The organism is Pseudomonas sp. CBC3 (assembly GCF_037967085.1).
Lineage (GTDB): Bacteria > Pseudomonadota > Gammaproteobacteria > Pseudomonadales > Pseudomonadaceae > Stutzerimonas.
Map to the genome: position 1 here is coordinate 590,057 of NZ_JBANEO010000001.1, position 17,389 is coordinate 607,445.

Sequence of the window (17,389 nt, forward strand, 5' to 3'; positions counted from 1 at the left end):
TGCCTCCGGAGCGGCACCGGAGTGAGGGAAGTCTGGTCGCAACGCGACCAGACCCGGATGTAGGGGTGGCCTTCTTTTGGTTACTTTTTCTTGGCCAAACAAGAAAAAGTGACGCGCCGTGCAAGGCGCAACCTGTAGTCCCCCGCCGAGGAAAGCGTTGTGGCTCCACACAAGCCCAACGCCGTCAAAAAACTGCTCTTTTACTAATTACCCCCTCTCCTCAACGCCGCAGGCGAGAAGTCCCGAGGGCTGAGCCTGACGTCGAAGTCGTACATCGGCTCGTTGTTATCCAATCCGTCTACGAAGTAGTTACCGTCCTTGAAGTGATACAGCGTCTCCAGCGTGCTGGCGAACATTGGCACTTCGTAGTAGCTGATCGGATGACTTTCCTGCAGCCCGATCAACTCGGCATTTTCGTCGAACAGATCCACCGCCAGAATCTGCCAGCTGTCTTCATCGACATAGAACCGGCGCATGTCATACGGATGGCTGAAACCCTTGCGCAGGGTCGCTTCGACGATCCATACGCGATGCTGTTCATAGCGCAGCAGCTCGGGGTTCAGGGTGCGCGCGCCGACAATCGAATCGTAAGGGATGCCTTGCTGGTGAACCGCGTAGCTGTTGTACGGCACCAGCATCTCGCGCTTGCCGACCAGCTTCCACTCATAGCGATCCGGCGCGCCATTGAAGGAATCGACCACGTCAGCGGTAGCCAAGCCGCTCGTGTCCGGCTGCAGCGAGTCGTAGGCCAGCGAAGGCAGGCGCCGTACGCGGCGGTCGCTCGGGCTGTAACGCCAGGCCTTGCGGATCGCCAGCACCTGATCCAACGGGTCCTGCACGACCAGCGAGGTGCCGGAGAGCTTCGCAGGCGCGGTGACCCGGTATTTGTAATAGAGCAGCGTGTTGTCCAACTGCGCCTGGTCCATACCCTCGCGGTTGTAGACGTAATAAACGTGCCGATCCCGCTTGATCAGACTTGCCCGGCCGTTGATCACCACGGCCTGGTTATTGATCATGTGGGTTTGTTCGCCCTTGTAATGCACGGCGTGGTTCCAGATCACTTCCATACCGTCTTGCGGTATCGGGAAGGGGATACCAGATACAGCGCCCTTGATGCCGTTGCCGTTGGCGATCAGCTCGGCAGAAACGGCATTGGCACGCGTCTCGTCATAGATACGCTGTGGCGCCGAGGCGCTGCGGCGTGACGGGAACACGCGTAGATGAAAGTCCGGATACCGCTCGACCAGCGCACGGAGGCCTTCCGGCAACAGTGCGGCATATTCGGCGGCATTGCTGCTGTCGACCCGGTAAAGCACCGGATCAGCGGCATAGGGATCAGGATGGTGCATCCCGACGGAGTAGCTGTCGGGCGCCTGGACTCCACCGGTCCAGGCCGGAATCGTGCCGGCGGCATTGGCGGCGCGCTCGGCACCCAGCGGGGTAAGGTCCTGACCCAGGCGGGCGGCCTGAGCCTCGTCCACCTTGGCCTGGGCCTGGCTGGCACAGGCCGCCAGCAGCAGAATTCCGAATTTTCTGTACATCGCTTTGCTCCTTGCCGCGCAACGGGTGCGCTGCATGTAACGGCCTCTGCCGGCAGACAGGGCTCTCATTAGGTGTTGGGGAGATCGAGCCTTCCTGGCGTTGCGTTCTTTTCAGTTCTTCCGTGGCCGTTTGATACGACTCTAGTATTGGCGATCAGCCGATGCGCTCGAACTTGAGATCCCAGACGCCGTGGCCCAGGCGCTCACCGCGGCGCTCGAACTTGGTCGTAGGGCGCTCTTGAGGGCGCTCGACGTATTGCTCGTTTACGGCCTGGTTGCGATAGCCAGGCGCGATACTCATGACCTCGAGCATGTGCTCGGCATAGGCTTGCCAATCGGTTGCCATATGCAATACGCCACCGATCCTCAGTTTCTGCCGTACCAGCTCGGCGAATGCCGGCTGGACAATGCGCCGCTTGTGGTGACGACTCTTGTGCCAGGGATCGGGGAAAAACAGCAGAACCCGGTCCAGGCTCGCGTCGGGCACGCATTCACGCAGCACTTCCAGCGCATCGCAACTGTAGACCCGCACGTTATTCAGGTTTTGTGACAAAAGCCCGTTTAATAGCGCGCCGACACCCGGCGAATGCACCTCGACCCCGATGAAATCCTGCTCAGGCGCCGCCGCAGCCATCTCGAGCGTCGAATGGCCCATGCCGAAGCCGATTTCGAACGTGCGTGGCGCCTGTCGGCCGAAGACCTGGTCGAAATCGCGTAGACCATCGGCCAGCTCCAGACCGAATTGCGGCCAGCCCTGGTCCAGGCCGCGCTGCTGGCCTTCGGTCATGCGACCGGCACGCATCACGAAGCTTTTAATGGTGCGCATGCGCCGTTGGCCGTCGGCCGGGGTAGAAGTGTCACTCATGAACGAACCTGCGGAGAGAAGCCGCGCAGTCGGGCGAGTGCGCGGCGGAATACGGGGAGAATTAGCGGATCAGACCTTCCAGAGGCGAAGAGGCGCTGGCATAGAGCTTCTTCGGCATGCGTCCAGCGAGATAGGCCAGCCGCCCGGCGTCGATCGCGTACTTCATGGCTTCAGCCATCAGCACGGGATTCTGCGCATGGGCGATAGCGCTGTTCATCAACACCGCCTCGCAGCCCAGCTCCATGGCGATGGTCGCATCGGACGCCGTACCGACGCCGGCATCCACCAGCACCGGCACCTTGGCCTCTTCGAGGATGATGCGCAGGTTGTAGGGGTTGCAGATACCCAGGCCAGTGCCGATCAGCCCCGCCAATGGCATCACCGCGATGCAGCCCATCTCGGCCAGCTGGCGCGCGATGATCGGATCGTCGCTGGTGTAAACCATGACGTCGAAACCATCCTTGACCAGCACTTCGGCGGCCTTGAGGGTTTCAATGACGTTGGGGAACAGCGTCTTCTGGTCGGCCAGCACTTCCAACTTGACTAGCTTGTGGCCGTCCAGCAGTTCGCGGGCCAGGCGGCAGGTACGCACTGCCTCGTCGGCGTCATAGCAGCCGGCGGTGTTCGGCAGGATGGTGTAGCGATCTGGCGAGATAACGTCGAGCAGATTGGGCTCGTCCGGGTTTTGGCCAATATTCGTGCGGCGCACCGCGACGGTGACGATCTCGGCGCCGGACGCCTCGATGGCGGCGCGTGTCTCTTCGAGATCCTTGTATTTGCCGGTGCCCACCAGCAAGCGCGACTGATAGGTGCGGCCTGCGAGCGTAAAGGGTTTGTCGTGCGGAACTGGGCTCATGGGACCATCCTGTTCAGACGTAATGAAGCGAAAAATACGCCGCTGCACGGGCGACGTCCGGGAATATCAATATGGCGGGCTCGTCAGCCGCCACCAATGGCATGCACGACTTCGACCTGATCACCTTCGACCAAGAGAGTTGCGGCATGCTGGCTGCGCGGTACGATGTCTCGATTGAGCTCGACCGCCAGCCGGCGCCCAGTCAGTTCCAGGCGTTGCAGCAGATCGGCCACCGACTGACCGTCAGGGAGCTCGTAGCGCTCGCCGTTCAACTGAATGTGCATAGTGATCGCCACCATAGCCAAGGGGCCCGCATTCTAGCCCGATCGACCCGGCGCACCAAGGCGCCAAGCGCCGCCATTCATCTGCCATCACAAGGCCGTTTTTCAGCCGCGAAGATTCCAGGCCGCAAGCATCAAACAGATCCATCCCGCCAGAAATGCCGTCCCACCGATGGGCGTGATGATGCCCAGCTTACTCATACCCGTCAGAGTCAACAGGTACAAACTGCCGGAGAACAGCAGGACGCCGAGCGAGAATAAACCGCCCGCGGCAGTCAGCAGGCGACTCGGTGCATGCAGGGCGAGCAGCGCAACCCCGAACAACGCCAGGGCATGAATCAGCTGGTAGTGCACGCCGGTCTGGAACACGGCGAGGTAGTCGGCGCCGAGGCGGGACTTCAAGCCATGCGCGGCGAAGGCGCCCAGCGCCACACCGGTCAGTCCAAAAAAGGCGGCAATTAGGAGATAGACGCGAATCATTCGGCAGCTTCCGGTCAGGGTGTATGGCGGTCGCTATAATGCCCGTTCCCTCTGGTTGCGACTATGTCCACATGCTCCGAGCCCTGCTGCGCCGACTCATCAAACTGCTGCTCTGGCTAGCCGCGCTTTCCGTGCTGCTGGTGCTTGCCCTGCGCTGGGTTCCGCCGCCGGTCACCGCGCTCATGATCGAGCGCAAGATCGAATCCTGGAGCAATGGCCAGAGTATCGACCTGCAGCGCACCTGGCGGCCCTGGAACGTACTGCCAGACGATCTGAAGATGGCGGTGATCGCTGCCGAAGATCAGAAGTTCGCCGAGCATTGGGGCTTCGATATCGCCGCCATTCGCGCCGCGTTCGCACACAACGAGCGCGGCGGCTCCCTGCGCGGTGCCAGCACGCTGAGTCAGCAGGTGGCCAAGAACCTGTTTCTCTGGTCCGGGCGAAGCTGGGTACGCAAGGGCTTCGAAGTCTGGTTCACCGGGTGGATCGAGCTGCTGTGGCCGAAACAGCGAATTCTGGAGGTCTACCTGAACAGCGTGGAATGGGGCAACGGCATATTCGGCGCCGAAGCGGCTGCGCAGCACCATTTCGGGACTAGCGCTGCAAATCTCTCGCCCACCCAGGCCAGCCAGCTGGCCGCTGTGCTGCCTAACCCGCGCGAGTGGAACGCCGGCCGTCCCGGTCCGCACGTCCGCCAGCGTGCCGGCTGGATTCGCCAGCAGGTTCGCCAGTTAGGCGGCAGTCACTACCTGAACGGACTGCAAGAATCAGGCGCACGCTGAGATTCGATCATCGTGCAAGGCGTCACCGAGCTCGGCTGACGGAGTGTTATGGCAGGGCGCCATCGCAACGAGTAATCTGCAGCCAACATGTTGCGAGATGCAGGGGGAAGGCTGTCAGGTAGACGGCCCCATGCAGTAACCTCTCGCTCGATTCGCCCCTGAACGCATGGCAGCGACAGCATGAGCGCAACCGGATACAGCACGCCCCTCGACGGGGTGCGGCAATTTTTCAATTGGCGAAACAGCGTTGCCTGGCTCGTTCTGGTATTCACGCTGCTCGTGCAATTAGTCATCCTGCAGCATCTGCGCAGCAACGAAACGAGCGCGGCCATCACCCAGTTCGAGTTTCTGGTGGAGAAAACAACCGAAGCCATCGGCAAGCGGCTGATCAACCATGAGCAGATCCTGCTGGGTGCCGCTGCGCTGTTCGACACCAGCGGCGATGTTTCACGCGAGCAGTGGCGCCTTTATAACGAACATCTGCAACTGGCCAAGCGTTATCCCGGCATCCAGGGAGTAGGCTTCGCCAAGGCGGTGCTGCCGGAGCAGCGGACCGCCCATATAGAGAGCGTTCGCAAGGAAGGCTTCGCCGATTACGACATTCATCCTCCTGGCGAACGCCCGCTTTATACACCCATCGTTTATCTCGAGCCGTTCGCTGACCGCAACCTCGCCGCATTCGGCTATGACATGTTTGCCGAACCGGTACGCTGGCAAGCCATGTCGACAGCCGCCGAAACCGGGCAGACGCGCCTCACCGGCAAGGTCAAGCTGCGGCAGGAGACCCATGGCGAGGTGCAAGCCGGGGTACTGATGTATGTCCCGGTGTACCGTCAGGGTATCCCCATCGATTCGCCGGAACAGCGGATGCAGGCGCTGCGCGGGTTCGTCTACAGCCCCTATCGGATGGACGACCTGATGCGCGGAATCCTCGGCGTGGCCGATCCGAATATCAGCCTGCGCATCTACGCCGGTCCGCAAGAGCAGGCCGAACAGCTCATCTTTGCCAGCCGCAATCAGCCGCGTGCCGAAGCCCCACGATACAGCCAGACCCTGCGGCTGGACCTGTATGGGCAAACTTGGACCCTGAACCTGCAAAGCCTGCCGGAGTTCGATGCCTTCTTCCATGGCAACGACGGGTTGGTGATCGGCCTCGGTCTCGGCTTCAGCATGCTGCTGTTCCTTCTCACCTCCTCACTATCGCTTAGACGCAGCCGTGCCGAGGCGCTGGCCCAGCAGATGACCGAGCATATCCGGGAGAACAAACGCGCCCTTCAACTAAGCGAAGAGCGCTTGAGCCTTGCCCTCAAAGGCAGCAACGACGGGCTCTGGGATCTGAATCTGGAAGCCGATACCTTCTATGCCTCGCCACGCGCCTGGCACATGCTCGGCTATCGTCCCGGCGAGCTGCATTCGGATCTGAAGCTCTGGGAAAGGGTCATGGCGCCCGACGACCTGCTTCCGGCAAAAAAACAGCTGGCGCAGACCATGCTCTCGGCAGTCGATCACTTCACGACCGAGCTGCGTTTCCAGCACAAGAGCGGCAAGCTGGTTCCGGCCCTGATCCGAGGCTACATCCAACGCGACCGAAACGGGCAGCCGCTGCGCATCAGCGGCACCAGCATGGACCTGACCGAACACAAACGCATCGAGCAGATGAAGGACGAGTTCGTCTCGACCGTCAGCCACGAGCTGCGCACCCCATTGACCTCTATCAGCGGCGCCCTGGGCCTGGTGACCGGCGGCGCCCTGGGCGACGTTCCGCCGGGCATGGAGCAGATGCTGGAGATCGCTCATCGCAACAGTTTGCGCCTGGGTCATCTGATCAACGATCTGCTGGACATGGAAAAGATCACGGCAGGCAAAATGGTCTTCGACATGCGCGAGCACTCGCTGTGCCGGCTGCTGGAAGAGGCCCTGGCCAGCAACCAGGCCTTTGCCACTCATTTCGGCGTGAACTGCGTATTACGCGATGCCCCTCAGATCAACGTCTGGGTCGATGGGCTGCGTCTGCAACAGGTGCTGACGAACTTCCTGTCGAACGCGATCAAATACACCCCGGAAGGCGGCGAAGTAACCCTGCACTGCAATCTGACCGAAATCGGCCAGGTTCGCGTCAACGTCACGGATCAGGGGCCGGGCATCCCGCCGGGCTTCCAGAACCGCGTGTTCGAAAAGTTTGCCCAAGCGGACGCCTCCGACAGCCGCCAACAAGGCGGCACAGGCCTGGGACTCGCCATTACCAAAGAGTTTATCGAGCGCATGGGCGGCCGGGTCGGCTTCGATACTGAACAGGATCTCGGCACGACCTTCTGGTGCGAATTGCCGATACTCGAATCGACCACATCTACAGTGGATCAGGGCCAACCACGTCTGCTGGTAATCGAAGACGAACCGGACACCGGCCGACTGCTGCATCTGATGCTGCGGGATGCCGGTTACGCGGTTGATCGGGTGCAGAGTCTGCATACAGCACGAAGCAAACTCGCCAGTGTTCGCTATGAGGCAATGACCCTCGACTGGCATCTGCCCGATGGGAGCGGGCGCGAGCTGATCGACGAGGTTCGCGCCAATCCCGACACGCAAGATCTTCCGATCATCGTGATAACGGCGGCCAGCCGGTTCGAGCAGAGCGATACAGATACCGGCATCACCTGGCTACACAAACCCATCAGCGCGGCACAGCTGCTGATTGCGGTTACCGACAGCCTGGAACGCTTGCAACATCGCCCATGAGCCGCGTCAAGAACACGCAAGTACCGGTTCGACAGATATAAAAAAGGCGCTGCAGTTGCAGCGCCTCGGGAGCAGCCATGTGATCAAGCCTGAATGGAACCCTTGAGCTTGTTCATCGCGTTCTTTTCCAGCTGGCGAATGCGCTCGGCAGAGACGCTGTACTTGGCCGCCAGATCATGCAGGGTGGCCTTCTCTTCGCTCAGCCAGCGTTGTTGCAGAATGTCGCGGCTGCGCTCATCCAGGGTTTCCAGCGCCTCGTGCAGGCTGGAATTGGAACTGTCGCTCCAGTCGGCATCCTCGAGCTGACGCGCCGGATCGTAACGATGATCTTCGAGATAATGCGCTGGCGACTGATAGGCACTGTCGTCATCAGCATCGGCTGACGGATCGAATGCCATGTCGTGACCCGTAAGGCGACTCTCCATCTCCCGCACTTCGCGCGCTTCGACACCGAGGCTATCGGCAACCCGCTCGACTTCCTCGTTGCTCAGCCATGCCAGGCGCTTCTTCTGACTACGCAGATTGAAGAACAGCTTGCGCTGCGCCTTGGTGGTGGCGACTTTGACGATGCGCCAGTTGCGCAGAATGAATTCGTGAATCTCGGCCTTGATCCAGTGCACCGCAAAGGACACCAGGCGCACACCCATTTCCGGGTTGAAACGCTTGACCGCTTTCATCAGGCCGACATTGCCTTCCTGGATCAGGTCGGACTGGGCCAGCCCATAGCCGGAATAGCTGCGGGCGATATGGACGACGAAGCGCAGGTGGGCAAGCACCATCTGACGTGCGGCCTCGAGATCCTGATGGTAGAACAGGCGCTCTGCCAGGTCGCGTTCCTGCTCGACCGTAAGCAGCGGAATGCTGTTGACCGTCTGCACGTAGGCCTCGAGATTTCCTCCCGGGACCAGGGCTTGAACAGGTTGCAGATTAGTAGTCATGCAGATCCTCCAATAATGAAGCTGCAGCAGTTTAGCACTGCCGGGTCAGACTGCAAGCCTATGGAAAAGTTCCCTTACAGCCCTACAAAAACCTTTAAAATCAACAAGTTATCAGCGCGGCGCAAGTTCGCTCAAATGCCTCGCCACCGCCAGCCAGGCACCGACGTAACCCAGCAGCAAGGCGCCGAGAACCAGCGACAGACCATCTTCGACCGGCACCCCGGCCAGGCCGAAATCACTGCCATACAGGCCGGCCAGCCCCACTACCGCCTCGTTCAGCCAGCCCAGCCCGTAAGCCAGCAGCAGCCAGGCGATCAGCCCGGCGCCCAATCCGTACAAGGCGCCCATGTAAAGGAACGGGCGCCGTACATAACCGTCGGTGCCGCCGACCAACTTGACCACTTCGATCTCGGTGCGGCGATTTTCGATATGCAGGCGAATGGTGTTGCCGATCACCAGCAGCAGGGTGGCGATCAGCAGCAACGTTAGGCCGAAGACGAAGCGGTCGCCCAGCTTCAGAATGGCTGTTAGGCGCTCGACCCAGAGCAGGTCCAGCTGCGCCTGCTCGACGCCTGGCAGTTCCGCCAGACGCTGACGCAACGCTTCGAGATTGTCGCGATCGATCTCGCTGGGCGTTACCAGAATCACGCCGGGCAGCGGGTTTTCCGGTAGTTCACGTAGCGCCTCGCCAAGACCCGAAAGCTGCTGGAATTCCTCCAACGCCTGCTCACGGCTGATCCAGCTGGCTTCCGACACGCCCGGCATCGTCAGGATCTCTTCGCGCAACGCGCTTCCTTCTTGCGCGTCCACGTCCAGTTGCATGAACAGCGAAATCTGCGCCGCCCGCTGCCATGACCCGCCGAGCCGCTCGACGTTGTCCAGCAGCAGCGCCAGCCCCATGGGCAGGCTCAGCGCGACGGCCATGACCAGACAGGTGAAGAAACTTCCAATCGGTTGCTTGATCAGCCTGCCGACGCTGTCGACCATGCTGGCGCGATGGCTTTCCAGCCAGGCGTGGAACAGCGTTTTGAAATCCGGCTCGTCATCTCTCGGCTGCTCGGGCTTGCTCCGCACGCCACCGGCGCGTTCGGCCGGGTTCGGATTGTTCTCGGGTGCGCTCATCGGGCGGCCTCCCCATCGCCGATCAGGCGGCCACGCTGCAGGGTGAGCATGCGATGGCGCATGCGGGCGATCAGCGCCAGGTCGTGACTGGCGATCAACACGGTGGTGCCGAGTTTGTTGATATCTTCGAACACGCCCATGATTTCCGCCGCCAGGCGCGGGTCGAGGTTACCGGTGGGCTCGTCAGCCAGCAGCAGCGCCGGGCGGTGTACAACGGCGCGGGCGATGCCGACACGTTGTTGCTGGCCGGTGGACAGGTCCGATGGATATTGCAGCGCCTTGTCCTTCAGGCTGACCCGCTCTAGCGCAGTCATTACCCTCTGGCCGATCTCGCGCTTGTTTAGGCCAAGAATCTGCAGCGGCAGCGCAGCGTTGTCGAACACGGTGCGGTCGAACAGCAGCTGGTGGTTCTGGAACACCACGCCGATCTGCCGGCGCAGAAAAGGAATCTGCGCATTGCTGATGCGCGACAGGTCCTGCCCAGCCAGCAGCAGCTTGCCGCTGGTGGGTCGTTCCATCGCCAGCAGCAGGCGCAGCAGGGTGCTCTTGCCGGCGCCGGAATGGCCGGTGACGAACAGGAACTCGCCGCGCTGCACCTGAAAGGACAGTTCGTGCAGCCCGACATGACCGTTGGAATAGCGCTTGCCGACTTGGTCGAAACGGATCATGACGGCGGATTACCTGCGCTCGCTCCCTTCTCGGCGAACAGCGCACTGACGAAGGCATCCGCCTCGAAGGCGCGCAGGTCGTCGATGCCCTCGCCCACCCCGATATAGCGAATCGGCGTGCCGAACTGCTTGGCCAGCGCGAAGATCACCCCGCCCTTGGCGGTGCCGTCGAGCTTGGTCAGCACCAGCCCGGTGAGCTCCACCGCCTGGTTGAACTGCTTGGTCTGATTGATGGCGTTCTGGCCGGTACCGGCATCGAGCACCAGCAGCACTTCGTGCGGAGCCGTCTCGTCCAGCTTGCCCATGACCCGGCGGACCTTTTTCAGCTCCTCCATCAGGTTGTCCTTGGTGTGCAGGCGGCCGGCGGTGTCGGCGATCAGCACATCGACGCCACGGGCCTTCGCGGCCTGTACGGCATCGAAGATCACCGAGGCGGAATCGGCGCCGGTGTGCTGGGCGATCACCGCGATATTGTTGCGCTCGCCCCAGACCTGCAACTGCTCCACGGCGGCAGCACGGAAGGTGTCGCCAGCGGCGAGCATGACCTTCTTGCCTTCGAGCTGCAGCTTCTTGGCCAGCTTGCCGATGGTGGTGGTCTTGCCGACGCCATTGACGCCGACCACGAGGATCACGAAGGGCTGCTTGCCGGGCTCGATCCGCAGCGGCTGCTCGACCGGCTTGAGCAGGCCGGCCAGCTCTTCCTGCAGTGCCTTGTACAGCGCGCCGCTGTCGGCCAGTTCCTTGCGCGAGACGCGGCGGGAAAGGTTCTGCATGATCGCCGTGGTGGCCTCGACGCCGACGTCGGCGGTCAGCAGGCGGGTTTCCAGTTCGTCCAGCAGATCGTCATCGATGGCCTTCTTGCCCAGGAACAGGCTGGCCATGCCTTCGCCGATACTGGCGCTGGTCTTGGACAGACCCTGTTTGAGGCGGGCGAAGAAGCCCAGCTTGGCCGGTACTTCTTCCGCAACGGGAACCAGTACCGGCTCGACGGCGATTTCAGCGAGCGCCGGGGCTTCCGGCACCTCCATGGATTCATCGAGTTGCGCTACCGGCTCGGGCTCGGGCTGAGACGCGACTTCCGGCTTGATTTCCGGTTCGGCGGCGGGCTCGGGCTGCTCGGCCTCGACCAGCTGCTCTTTGGCCTGCTCAGCGGGTTCACCTGCGAACGGCTGGCTGTCTTCCAGCGGCTCGGATGGAGGCGGTTCGGCGGCTGGGGTCTGCGGCTTCTTGCGCAACCAGCCGAACAGGCCTTTCTTCTCGCCGGCCTCGGCCGGCGCCTTCTTATCGTCGTTGGAACCAAACATGGAGAAGATTTTCTCAAGAGGGCGAAACGCCGGCGGCCACGCCACCGGCCAGACGGGGGCTATCCTAGCACCGCGCAACCGACTGCGCTAAGCGTGGCCATCGGACCTGGAACATCGCGACGCAGTTCGAATCTCCTGACACTTTGCCCCGATCACGGCGCGCCAGTACCATGCCCGCGTGTTTCCGCCTGCCAGCGCCATCACGGCGGGATTCATTCCTGAACGAGTCTTTCACTATGTCTCCGATGCTACGACGCGCCGCCGCTCTGCTACTCGCCGCTTTTTACTTGCCGCTGGTCACCGCAGCCGACGCTCAGCCAACCCACGAATTCTTTCTGGACAACGGTCTCAAGGTGATCGTCCGCGAGGACCATCGCGCCCCCGTGGTGGTGTCCCAGCTCTGGTACAAGGTCGGCTCCAGCTACGAATCGCCCGGGCAGACCGGCCTTTCCCACGCGCTGGAACACATGATGTTCAAGGGTAGCCGCAAGCTCGGCGCTGGCGAGGCGTCACGCATCCTGCGCGAGCTCGGCGCCGAGGAAAACGCCTTTACCAGCGACGACTACACCGCCTATTACCAGGTGCTGGCACGCGATCGCCTGGCGGTGGCCTTCGAGCTTGAGGCCGACCGCCTGGCCAGCCTCAAGCTGCCGGCCGACGAATTCGCTCGCGAGATCGAGGTAATCAAGGAAGAACGCCGGCTGCGCACCGACGACAAGCCCAGCTCGCTCGCCTACGAGCGCTTCAAGGCCATGGCCTACCCCGCCAGCGGCTACCACACGCCGACCATCGGCTGGATGGACGACCTCGAACGCATGACCGTAGAGGAACTGCGCGCCTGGTACGAGGCCTGGTACGCCCCCAATAACGCCACCCTGGTGGTGGTCGGCGACGTGACGGCTGATGAGGTGCGCACGCTGGCCGAGCGTTATTTCGGCCCGATCGAGAAGCGCCCCATCCCCAGCGCCAAGCGTCCGCTGGAGCTGGACGAACCCGGCGAACGCCGCCTGACCCTGCACCTCAACACCCAGGTGCCGAGCCTGATGATGGCTTTCAACACGGCCAGCCTGGCGACCGAAACAGATAACCCGCGGCAGATCCATGCGCTACGCCTGATCACCGCACTGCTCGATGGCGGTTACAGTGCCCGCCTGCCGAGGCAGCTGGAGCGCGGCGAGGAACTGGTGAGCAGCGCCTCGGCCTGGTACAACGCACACGCTCGCGGCGACAGCCTGTTCGTGCTCAGCGCCGCGCCCAACGTGCAAAAGGGCCGCACCCTCGAAGAGGTGGAGGCGGGCCTCTGGCAGCAGCTCGAACAGCTCAAGCAGACCGCCCCCACGACAGAAGAGCTCGAGCGAGTCCGCGCCCAGGTCATTGCCGGCCTGGTCTACGAGCGCGACTCCATCACCCAGCAGGCCACTACCATCGGCATGCTGGAGACCGTGGGCCTGTCCTGGCGCCTGATGGACGAGGAGCTCAGCGCCTTGGAGGCGGTGACGCCGGAAGATATCCAGCATGCCGCCCGCACCTATTTCACCCGCTCGCGCCTGAGCGTCGCCCATGTTCTGCCCAAGGAGACCCGCGATGAGTGATCGCACCCTATTGCGTCGCGGCCTGCTCGGCCTGGTCCTGCTCGGCACCCTGGGGCTGGCCGCCTGCGGCAGCGAAACCGGCGATACCGCTGCGGTCATCCCCCCGGCGAAGAACGTCGCGACACCCGCCGAATCCGGCCAGGCCATCGCCAAGGCCGAGCAGGACGAAACCCGCCTGGAGTCGCTTGCCGAACTGGGCGACCAGCCCTTGCCCCGTCGCGAGTTGGATATCCAGAGCTGGCAGACCGAAGGCGGCGCCAAGGTGCTGTTCGTCGAAGCCCGTCAGCTACCGATGTTCGACCTGCGCCTGACCTTCGCCGCCGGCAGCAGCCAGGACGGCGCCACACCCGGCCTGGCGATGTTGACCAACGCCATGCTCAACGAAGGCATCAAGGGCAAGGATGTCACCGCCATTGCCGAAGGCTTCGAGGATCTGGGCGCCGACTTCGGCAACGGCTCCTACCGTGACATGGCGATCGCCAGCCTGCGCAGCCTGAGTGCAGCGGGCAAACGCCAACCAGCGCTGGAACTGTTCAGCCAGGTGGTCGGCCAGCCGACCTTCCCAGAGGATGCGCTGCAACGCATCAAGAACCAGATCCTGACCGGCTTCGAGTTCCAGAAGCAGAACCCCGGCAAGCTGGCCAGTCTGGAGCTGTTCGAGCAGCTGTACCAAGACCATCCCTACGCACACCCCAGCGAAGGCACGCCTGAATCCATTCCCGGCATCGACACCCCGCAGCTGCGCGACTTCCACGCCAGGGCCTACACCGCCGGCAATGTGGTGATCGCGCTGGTCGGCGACCTCAGCCGCGAAGAGGCCGAGGCGATCGCCGCGCAGGTGTCTGCCGCCCTGCCCCAAGGCGCCGCGTTGCCGCCACCGCCCACGCCGCAGCAGCCCGCAGCCACGCACGAGCACATCGACTTTCCGTCCAACCAGACCCACCTGCTGCTGGCGCAACTCGGCATCCCCCGTGGCCATCCGGACTACGCTGCGCTCTATCTGGGCAACCAGATTCTTGGCGGCGGCGGCTTCGGTACCCGGCTGATGGAAGAAGTACGTGAAAAGCGCGGCCTGACCTACGGCGTCTATTCGGGCTTCAGTCCCATGCAGACCAACGGCCCTTTCATGATCAACCTGCAGACCCGCGCCGAACTGGCCGATGGCACGCTGCAGCTGGTGCAGCGACTGGTCGCGCAGTTCCTCGAAGATGGCCCGACCCAAGCCGAGCTGGAGCGCAGCAAGCGCGAGATCGCCGGCAGCTTTCCGTTGTCTACCGCCAGCAACGCCGACATCGTTGGCCAGCTGGGCAGCATTGGCTTCTACGACCTGCCGCTGACCTATCTCGAAGACTTCATGCAACAGGTCCAGGCGCTGTCGGTCGAAGAGGTCAGAACAGCGATGAACGAACACCTCGACGCGGACGGTTTCGTCATCGTCACGGCGGGCCCGGAGGTGGAGCAGAAACCATTGCCGCCACCTAGCGACAAGCCCCTCGAGCAACCCAGCAGCGTTCCGGAGCATTGATGGCCAACCCACCCATTCGCCCGTCCGCCCATGGCGGCCAGGGCCAGCTGCGCATCATCGGCGGCGAATGGCGCAGCCGGCGCTTCGGTTTTCCCGACGCCGAAGGCCTGCGCCCGACGCCGGATCGGGTGCGCGAAACGCTGTTCAACTGGCTCGCGCCTTATATGTCCGGTGCCCGCGTGCTCGATCCGTTCACCGGCAGCGGCGCGCTCTATCTCGAAGCCTTGTCGCGCGGCGCCAGCATGGCGCTGGCGCTGGACGTGAATGCCAACGCCATCGCCAGCCTGCGCAAGCATCTGGATACGCTCAAGTGTGGCCAGGGCCAGTTGCTGCAGAGCGATGCCTTGCGCTATCTGGAAACCCAGTCGCCAACGCCCTTCGACCTGGTGTTCCTCGACCCGCCGTTCAACAAGAACCTGCTGCAACCGACGTGCGAGCTGCTGGAAAACAAAGGTTGGCTAGCCGACCACGCCTGGGTCTATACCGAAAGCGAAGCCGTGCCATCGAGCCTCGGCCTGCCCGGCAACTGGCGGCTGCACCGGGAAAAGAAGGCCGGCACGGTGCATTACGCGCTATGGGAGCGCAACGCCTGAACTGGCTGATCGTTATCTCCACCTGTCGCACCCGAGCATGACCACCACGCACCCGCACACCCGCTGCTGTACCGCCAGCGACGAAACCTTTACGCCGGCCCGGTGGCTGCCGGGCGGTCATCTGCAAACGCTATGGAACCCCTGTTGCCGTCGCGCCACCAAACTATCCCGCCAGCGCGAGCGCCTGTGGTTGGCCGATGGCGACTTCATCGACCTCGACTGGCATGGCCCGCACGATCCGACGGCGCCTCTGGTGCTGATCCTGCACGGCCTGACCGGCTCGTCCAACTCGCACTATGTGCTGGGCCTGCAACGGCAACTGGCCGAGCGGAACTGGGCCAGCGTCGCCGTCAACTGGCGCGGCTGTTCCGGCGAACCGAACCTGCTGCCGCGCGCCTATCACTCCGGCGCCAGCGACGACCTGACCGAAGTCGTCGCCCATCTGCAGGCCATACGGCCACTGGCGCCGCTCCATGCGGTCGGCTATTCATTGGGCGGTAATGTGCTGCTCAAGTATCTCGGCGAAACCGGAAGCACGACGCCGCTGCACAAAGCCGTGGCGGTTTCGGTGCCGTTCCGGCTGGACCAGTGCGCCGACCGCATCGGCATCGGCTTTTCGCGCGTGTACCAGGCGCATTTCATGCGTGAGATGGTGGCGTATGTGAAGGACAAACAGCGCCTTTTTACCAGCCTAGGCAACGCCGAACATCTATCGACACTCCAACGCCTCGGCTCGTTGCGAGGCATGCGCACCTTCTGGGATTTCGACGGCCGCTTCACTGCGCCGTTGCACGGCTATAGCGATGCCAGCGACTACTACCGGCGCGCTTCGAGCCGCTACTTTTTACCCGACATCAGCATCCCGACCCTGCTGATCCAGGCCGAGGACGACCCCTTCGTGTTCCGTCACAGCGTGCCCGAGCCGGCCGAACTCTCGGCCACCACCACGCTGGAGCTGCACCGCAGCGGCGGCCACGTCGGCTTCGTCGAAGGCTCGCCGACCAGGCCGCGCTACTACCTGGAGCGGCGGATACCGGGATGGCTGTCCGGCTGTTGATCAACTGACAGGGGACGCCCCATCCGTTAGTTGTCAGTCTTACAGCCGCCGCCGGCAAGCTGCGCAAGCAGATACAGGGAAGCCGAATAGTAGTCTTCCGTGCCTACCGGAGATGCAGGCGCGGGCGCGCCTGTCAGATAAGCATGAATGGCTGCCACGCCCGTGGATATCGGATACGGCGCAACCGACCCATCGTCAAGGTTTATCCATGCCGGTGGCCGCTGTTTGCCTTCGCTGCGCCAGAAGCGGTCGAACGGCTTGAGCAGGTCGGGTTCCTTCGCATCGACGCCGCCCCAGCGGTAGTACAGCGGGATTCGCACCGCATCGAAACTGAAACGCTCAGGCCAACCACCGGCTGGATACGGACGGCCGCGATCCGGCAATAGCAGCCAATCCGGCGGCAGATCGTACTTTCCGAACCGCGCCAGCTTGAGCAAACGCGGCGCATCGTTGAGCAGGTCTTTCCAGGGGCCCCGATGGTCGACGCGGTCGAACTCAACGAATGCCGGTATAACCAGATAGGAAAGGTTGATGACCGTTCCAGCCGGCTGATCGAACCCCTCGATTCCCGCCAATAGCGTGGTGTAACCCTGAATGCGCCGGACCAATCGCCGGGCGACCGCCTCGCGGATTTCAGCCGACCTCTGCAATAGCTCGGCATCGCCCCAACGCTGACCGGCGCGTAGCAAGGCCCAGGCGATCAGCACATCACCATCGCTCGCATCGTTAAGATCCGCGATTGGCGGCGTCCCGTTCGGATCGTAGCGCCACGCGAACAGCGCAACGTCCTGGCGGCGAAGCGTCGAGTCGGTCCAGCGCCAGAGCCGATCGAAGGCGTCCCGGTCGTCTGCCGAAACGGCAAACAGCATGCCCCAGCCTTGCCCTTCGGAGTGGCTGACGTGGCCGTTACCGGTATCCTCGATGCGCCCGTCGGGTGCCATGAAGCGTTGGCGGTACTGATCCCAGTCTGCTGGGCAGAGTTTTTCCACCGCGCCATACGCCAGGGGACAACACAGGCTGACGCCAAGCAGCATGGCTGCAATCCAGCG

16 protein-coding genes are annotated in these 17,389 nt (G+C 62.8%); 6 read left to right on the plus strand and 10 right to left on the minus strand.

What is annotated here, in order from left to right:
* Positions 1 to 203: 203 nt before the first annotated feature.
* The 5 genes from V6943_RS02675 to V6943_RS02695 all read right to left on the minus strand — a co-directional run bounded on the left by V6943_RS02675 (position 204) and on the right by V6943_RS02695 (position 4,023).
* On the minus strand, positions 204 to 1,541 hold the full coding sequence (locus tag V6943_RS02675; protein WP_181099514.1) for a DUF1329 domain-containing protein: 1,338 nt from the start codon (positions 1,539 to 1,541) through the stop codon (positions 204 to 206).
* Positions 1,542 to 1,695: 154 nt separating this feature from the next.
* Complete coding sequence (gene trmB, locus V6943_RS02680) at positions 1,696 to 2,367, minus strand: tRNA (guanosine(46)-N7)-methyltransferase TrmB (RefSeq protein WP_219232631.1); 672 nt, start codon at positions 2,365 to 2,367, stop codon at positions 1,696 to 1,698.
* 100 nt (positions 2,368 to 2,467) lie between these two features.
* Positions 2,468 to 3,262: a thiazole synthase gene (locus V6943_RS02685; RefSeq protein ID WP_340552533.1), complete on the minus strand. Its 795-nt coding sequence runs from the start codon at positions 3,260 to 3,262 to the stop codon at positions 2,468 to 2,470.
* Positions 3,263 to 3,345: 83 nt separating this feature from the next.
* The gene (gene thiS / locus V6943_RS02690) at positions 3,346 to 3,546 is read right to left on the minus strand and encodes a sulfur carrier protein ThiS (protein WP_131649504.1); all 201 of its coding nucleotides are present in this window, start codon (positions 3,544 to 3,546) and stop codon (positions 3,346 to 3,348) included.
* 102 nt (positions 3,547 to 3,648) lie between these two features.
* Positions 3,649 to 4,023 carry a DUF423 domain-containing protein gene (locus V6943_RS02695; RefSeq protein WP_131649503.1) on the minus strand — a complete coding sequence of 125 codons (375 nt, stop codon included), beginning with the start codon at positions 4,021 to 4,023 and terminating at the stop codon, positions 3,649 to 3,651.
* A 71-nt stretch (positions 4,024 to 4,094) separates the two neighbouring features.
* Here V6943_RS02695 and mtgA point away from each other — a divergent pair, with 71 nt between their 5' ends.
* A complete protein-coding gene (gene mtgA / locus V6943_RS02700) occupies positions 4,095 to 4,805 on the plus strand; it encodes a monofunctional biosynthetic peptidoglycan transglycosylase (protein ID WP_131650022.1) in 711 nt (236 codons plus the stop codon).
* A 180-nt stretch (positions 4,806 to 4,985) separates the two neighbouring features.
* Positions 4,986 to 7,541: a hybrid sensor histidine kinase/response regulator gene (locus tag V6943_RS02705; RefSeq protein WP_340552534.1), complete on the plus strand. Its 2,556-nt coding sequence runs from the start codon at positions 4,986 to 4,988 to the stop codon at positions 7,539 to 7,541.
* An 83-nt stretch (positions 7,542 to 7,624) separates the two neighbouring features.
* On the opposite strand, the gene rpoH is transcribed toward V6943_RS02705, so the two are convergent.
* The 4 genes from rpoH to ftsY all read right to left on the minus strand — a co-directional run bounded on the left by rpoH (position 7,625) and on the right by ftsY (position 11,573).
* Complete coding sequence (gene rpoH, locus V6943_RS02710) at positions 7,625 to 8,479, minus strand: RNA polymerase sigma factor RpoH (RefSeq protein WP_131649501.1); 855 nt, start codon at positions 8,477 to 8,479, stop codon at positions 7,625 to 7,627.
* Positions 8,480 to 8,590: 111 nt separating this feature from the next.
* Positions 8,591 to 9,601 carry a permease-like cell division protein FtsX gene (gene ftsX, locus V6943_RS02715; RefSeq protein ID WP_340552535.1) on the minus strand — a complete coding sequence of 337 codons (1,011 nt, stop codon included), beginning with the start codon at positions 9,599 to 9,601 and terminating at the stop codon, positions 8,591 to 8,593.
* Positions 9,598 to 10,269 (minus strand): cell division ATP-binding protein FtsE, encoded by a 672-nt coding sequence (gene ftsE, locus V6943_RS02720; protein ID WP_131649499.1) that lies wholly within the window; start codon positions 10,267 to 10,269, stop codon positions 9,598 to 9,600. The genes ftsX and ftsE overlap by 4 nt, the downstream gene beginning before the upstream one ends.
* Positions 10,266 to 11,573 carry a signal recognition particle-docking protein FtsY gene (gene ftsY, locus V6943_RS02725; protein WP_340552536.1) on the minus strand — a complete coding sequence of 436 codons (1,308 nt, stop codon included), beginning with the start codon at positions 11,571 to 11,573 and terminating at the stop codon, positions 10,266 to 10,268. Before ftsY ends, ftsE begins: the two co-directional genes overlap by 4 nt.
* A gap of 236 nt (positions 11,574 to 11,809) precedes the next feature.
* Here ftsY and V6943_RS02730 point away from each other — a divergent pair, with 236 nt between their 5' ends.
* The 4 genes from V6943_RS02730 to V6943_RS02745 are packed head-to-tail and all read left to right on the plus strand — an operon-like array spanning position 11,810 to position 16,340.
* Positions 11,810 to 13,165: a M16 family metallopeptidase gene (locus V6943_RS02730; RefSeq protein ID WP_340552537.1), complete on the plus strand. Its 1,356-nt coding sequence runs from the start codon at positions 11,810 to 11,812 to the stop codon at positions 13,163 to 13,165.
* Entirely contained in the window at positions 13,158 to 14,690 is a 1,533-nt protein-coding gene (locus V6943_RS02735; protein ID WP_131649496.1) for a M16 family metallopeptidase, read from the plus strand. Before V6943_RS02730 ends, V6943_RS02735 begins: the two co-directional genes overlap by 8 nt.
* Entirely contained in the window at positions 14,690 to 15,283 is a 594-nt protein-coding gene (rsmD, locus tag V6943_RS02740) for a 16S rRNA (guanine(966)-N(2))-methyltransferase RsmD (protein ID WP_131649495.1), read from the plus strand. The genes V6943_RS02735 and rsmD overlap by 1 nt, the downstream gene beginning before the upstream one ends.
* 37 nt (positions 15,284 to 15,320) lie before the next feature.
* Positions 15,321 to 16,340 carry a hydrolase gene (locus V6943_RS02745; protein ID WP_131649494.1) on the plus strand — a complete coding sequence of 340 codons (1,020 nt, stop codon included), beginning with the start codon at positions 15,321 to 15,323 and terminating at the stop codon, positions 16,338 to 16,340.
* A 26-nt stretch (positions 16,341 to 16,366) separates the two neighbouring features.
* Here V6943_RS02745 and V6943_RS02750 read toward each other — a convergent pair whose 3' ends face one another.
* Entirely contained in the window at positions 16,367 to 17,374 is a 1,008-nt protein-coding gene (locus tag V6943_RS02750; protein ID WP_340552538.1) for a glycosyl hydrolase family 8, read from the minus strand.
* Between the last annotated feature and the right edge of the window lie 15 nt (positions 17,375 to 17,389).

Bases quoted from the DNA above. Each gene is read 5' to 3' on its own strand.
- V6943_RS02675 (WP_181099514.1), bottom strand. From the start codon at position 1,541: ATGTACAGAAAATTCGGAATTCTGCTGCTGGCGGCCTGTGCCAGCCAG.
- trmB (WP_219232631.1), bottom strand. From the start codon at position 2,367: ATGCGCACCATTAAAAGCTTCGTGATGCGTGCCGGTCGCATGACCGAA.
- V6943_RS02685 (WP_340552533.1), bottom strand. From the start codon at position 3,262: ATGAGCCCAGTTCCGCACGACAAACCCTTTACGCTCGCAGGCCGCACC.
- thiS (WP_131649504.1), bottom strand. From the start codon at position 3,546: ATGCACATTCAGTTGAACGGCGAGCGCTACGAGCTCCCTGACGGTCAG.
- V6943_RS02695 (WP_131649503.1), bottom strand. From the start codon at position 4,023: ATGATTCGCGTCTATCTCCTAATTGCCGCCTTTTTTGGACTGACCGGT.
- mtgA (WP_131650022.1), top strand. From the start codon at position 4,095: ATGCTCCGAGCCCTGCTGCGCCGACTCATCAAACTGCTGCTCTGGCTA.
- V6943_RS02705 (WP_340552534.1), top strand. From the start codon at position 4,986: ATGAGCGCAACCGGATACAGCACGCCCCTCGACGGGGTGCGGCAATTT.
- rpoH (WP_131649501.1), bottom strand. From the start codon at position 8,479: ATGACTACTAATCTGCAACCTGTTCAAGCCCTGGTCCCGGGAGGAAAT.
- ftsX (WP_340552535.1), bottom strand. From the start codon at position 9,601: ATGAGCGCACCCGAGAACAATCCGAACCCGGCCGAACGCGCCGGTGGC.
- ftsE (WP_131649499.1), bottom strand. From the start codon at position 10,269: ATGATCCGTTTCGACCAAGTCGGCAAGCGCTATTCCAACGGTCATGTC.
- ftsY (WP_340552536.1), bottom strand. From the start codon at position 11,573: ATGTTTGGTTCCAACGACGATAAGAAGGCGCCGGCCGAGGCCGGCGAG.
- V6943_RS02730 (WP_340552537.1), top strand. From the start codon at position 11,810: ATGTCTCCGATGCTACGACGCGCCGCCGCTCTGCTACTCGCCGCTTTT.
- V6943_RS02735 (WP_131649496.1), top strand. From the start codon at position 13,158: ATGAGTGATCGCACCCTATTGCGTCGCGGCCTGCTCGGCCTGGTCCTG.
- rsmD (WP_131649495.1), top strand. From the start codon at position 14,690: ATGGCCAACCCACCCATTCGCCCGTCCGCCCATGGCGGCCAGGGCCAG.
- V6943_RS02745 (WP_131649494.1), top strand. From the start codon at position 15,321: ATGACCACCACGCACCCGCACACCCGCTGCTGTACCGCCAGCGACGAA.
- V6943_RS02750 (WP_340552538.1), bottom strand. From the start codon at position 17,374: ATGCTGCTTGGCGTCAGCCTGTGTTGTCCCCTGGCGTATGGCGCGGTG.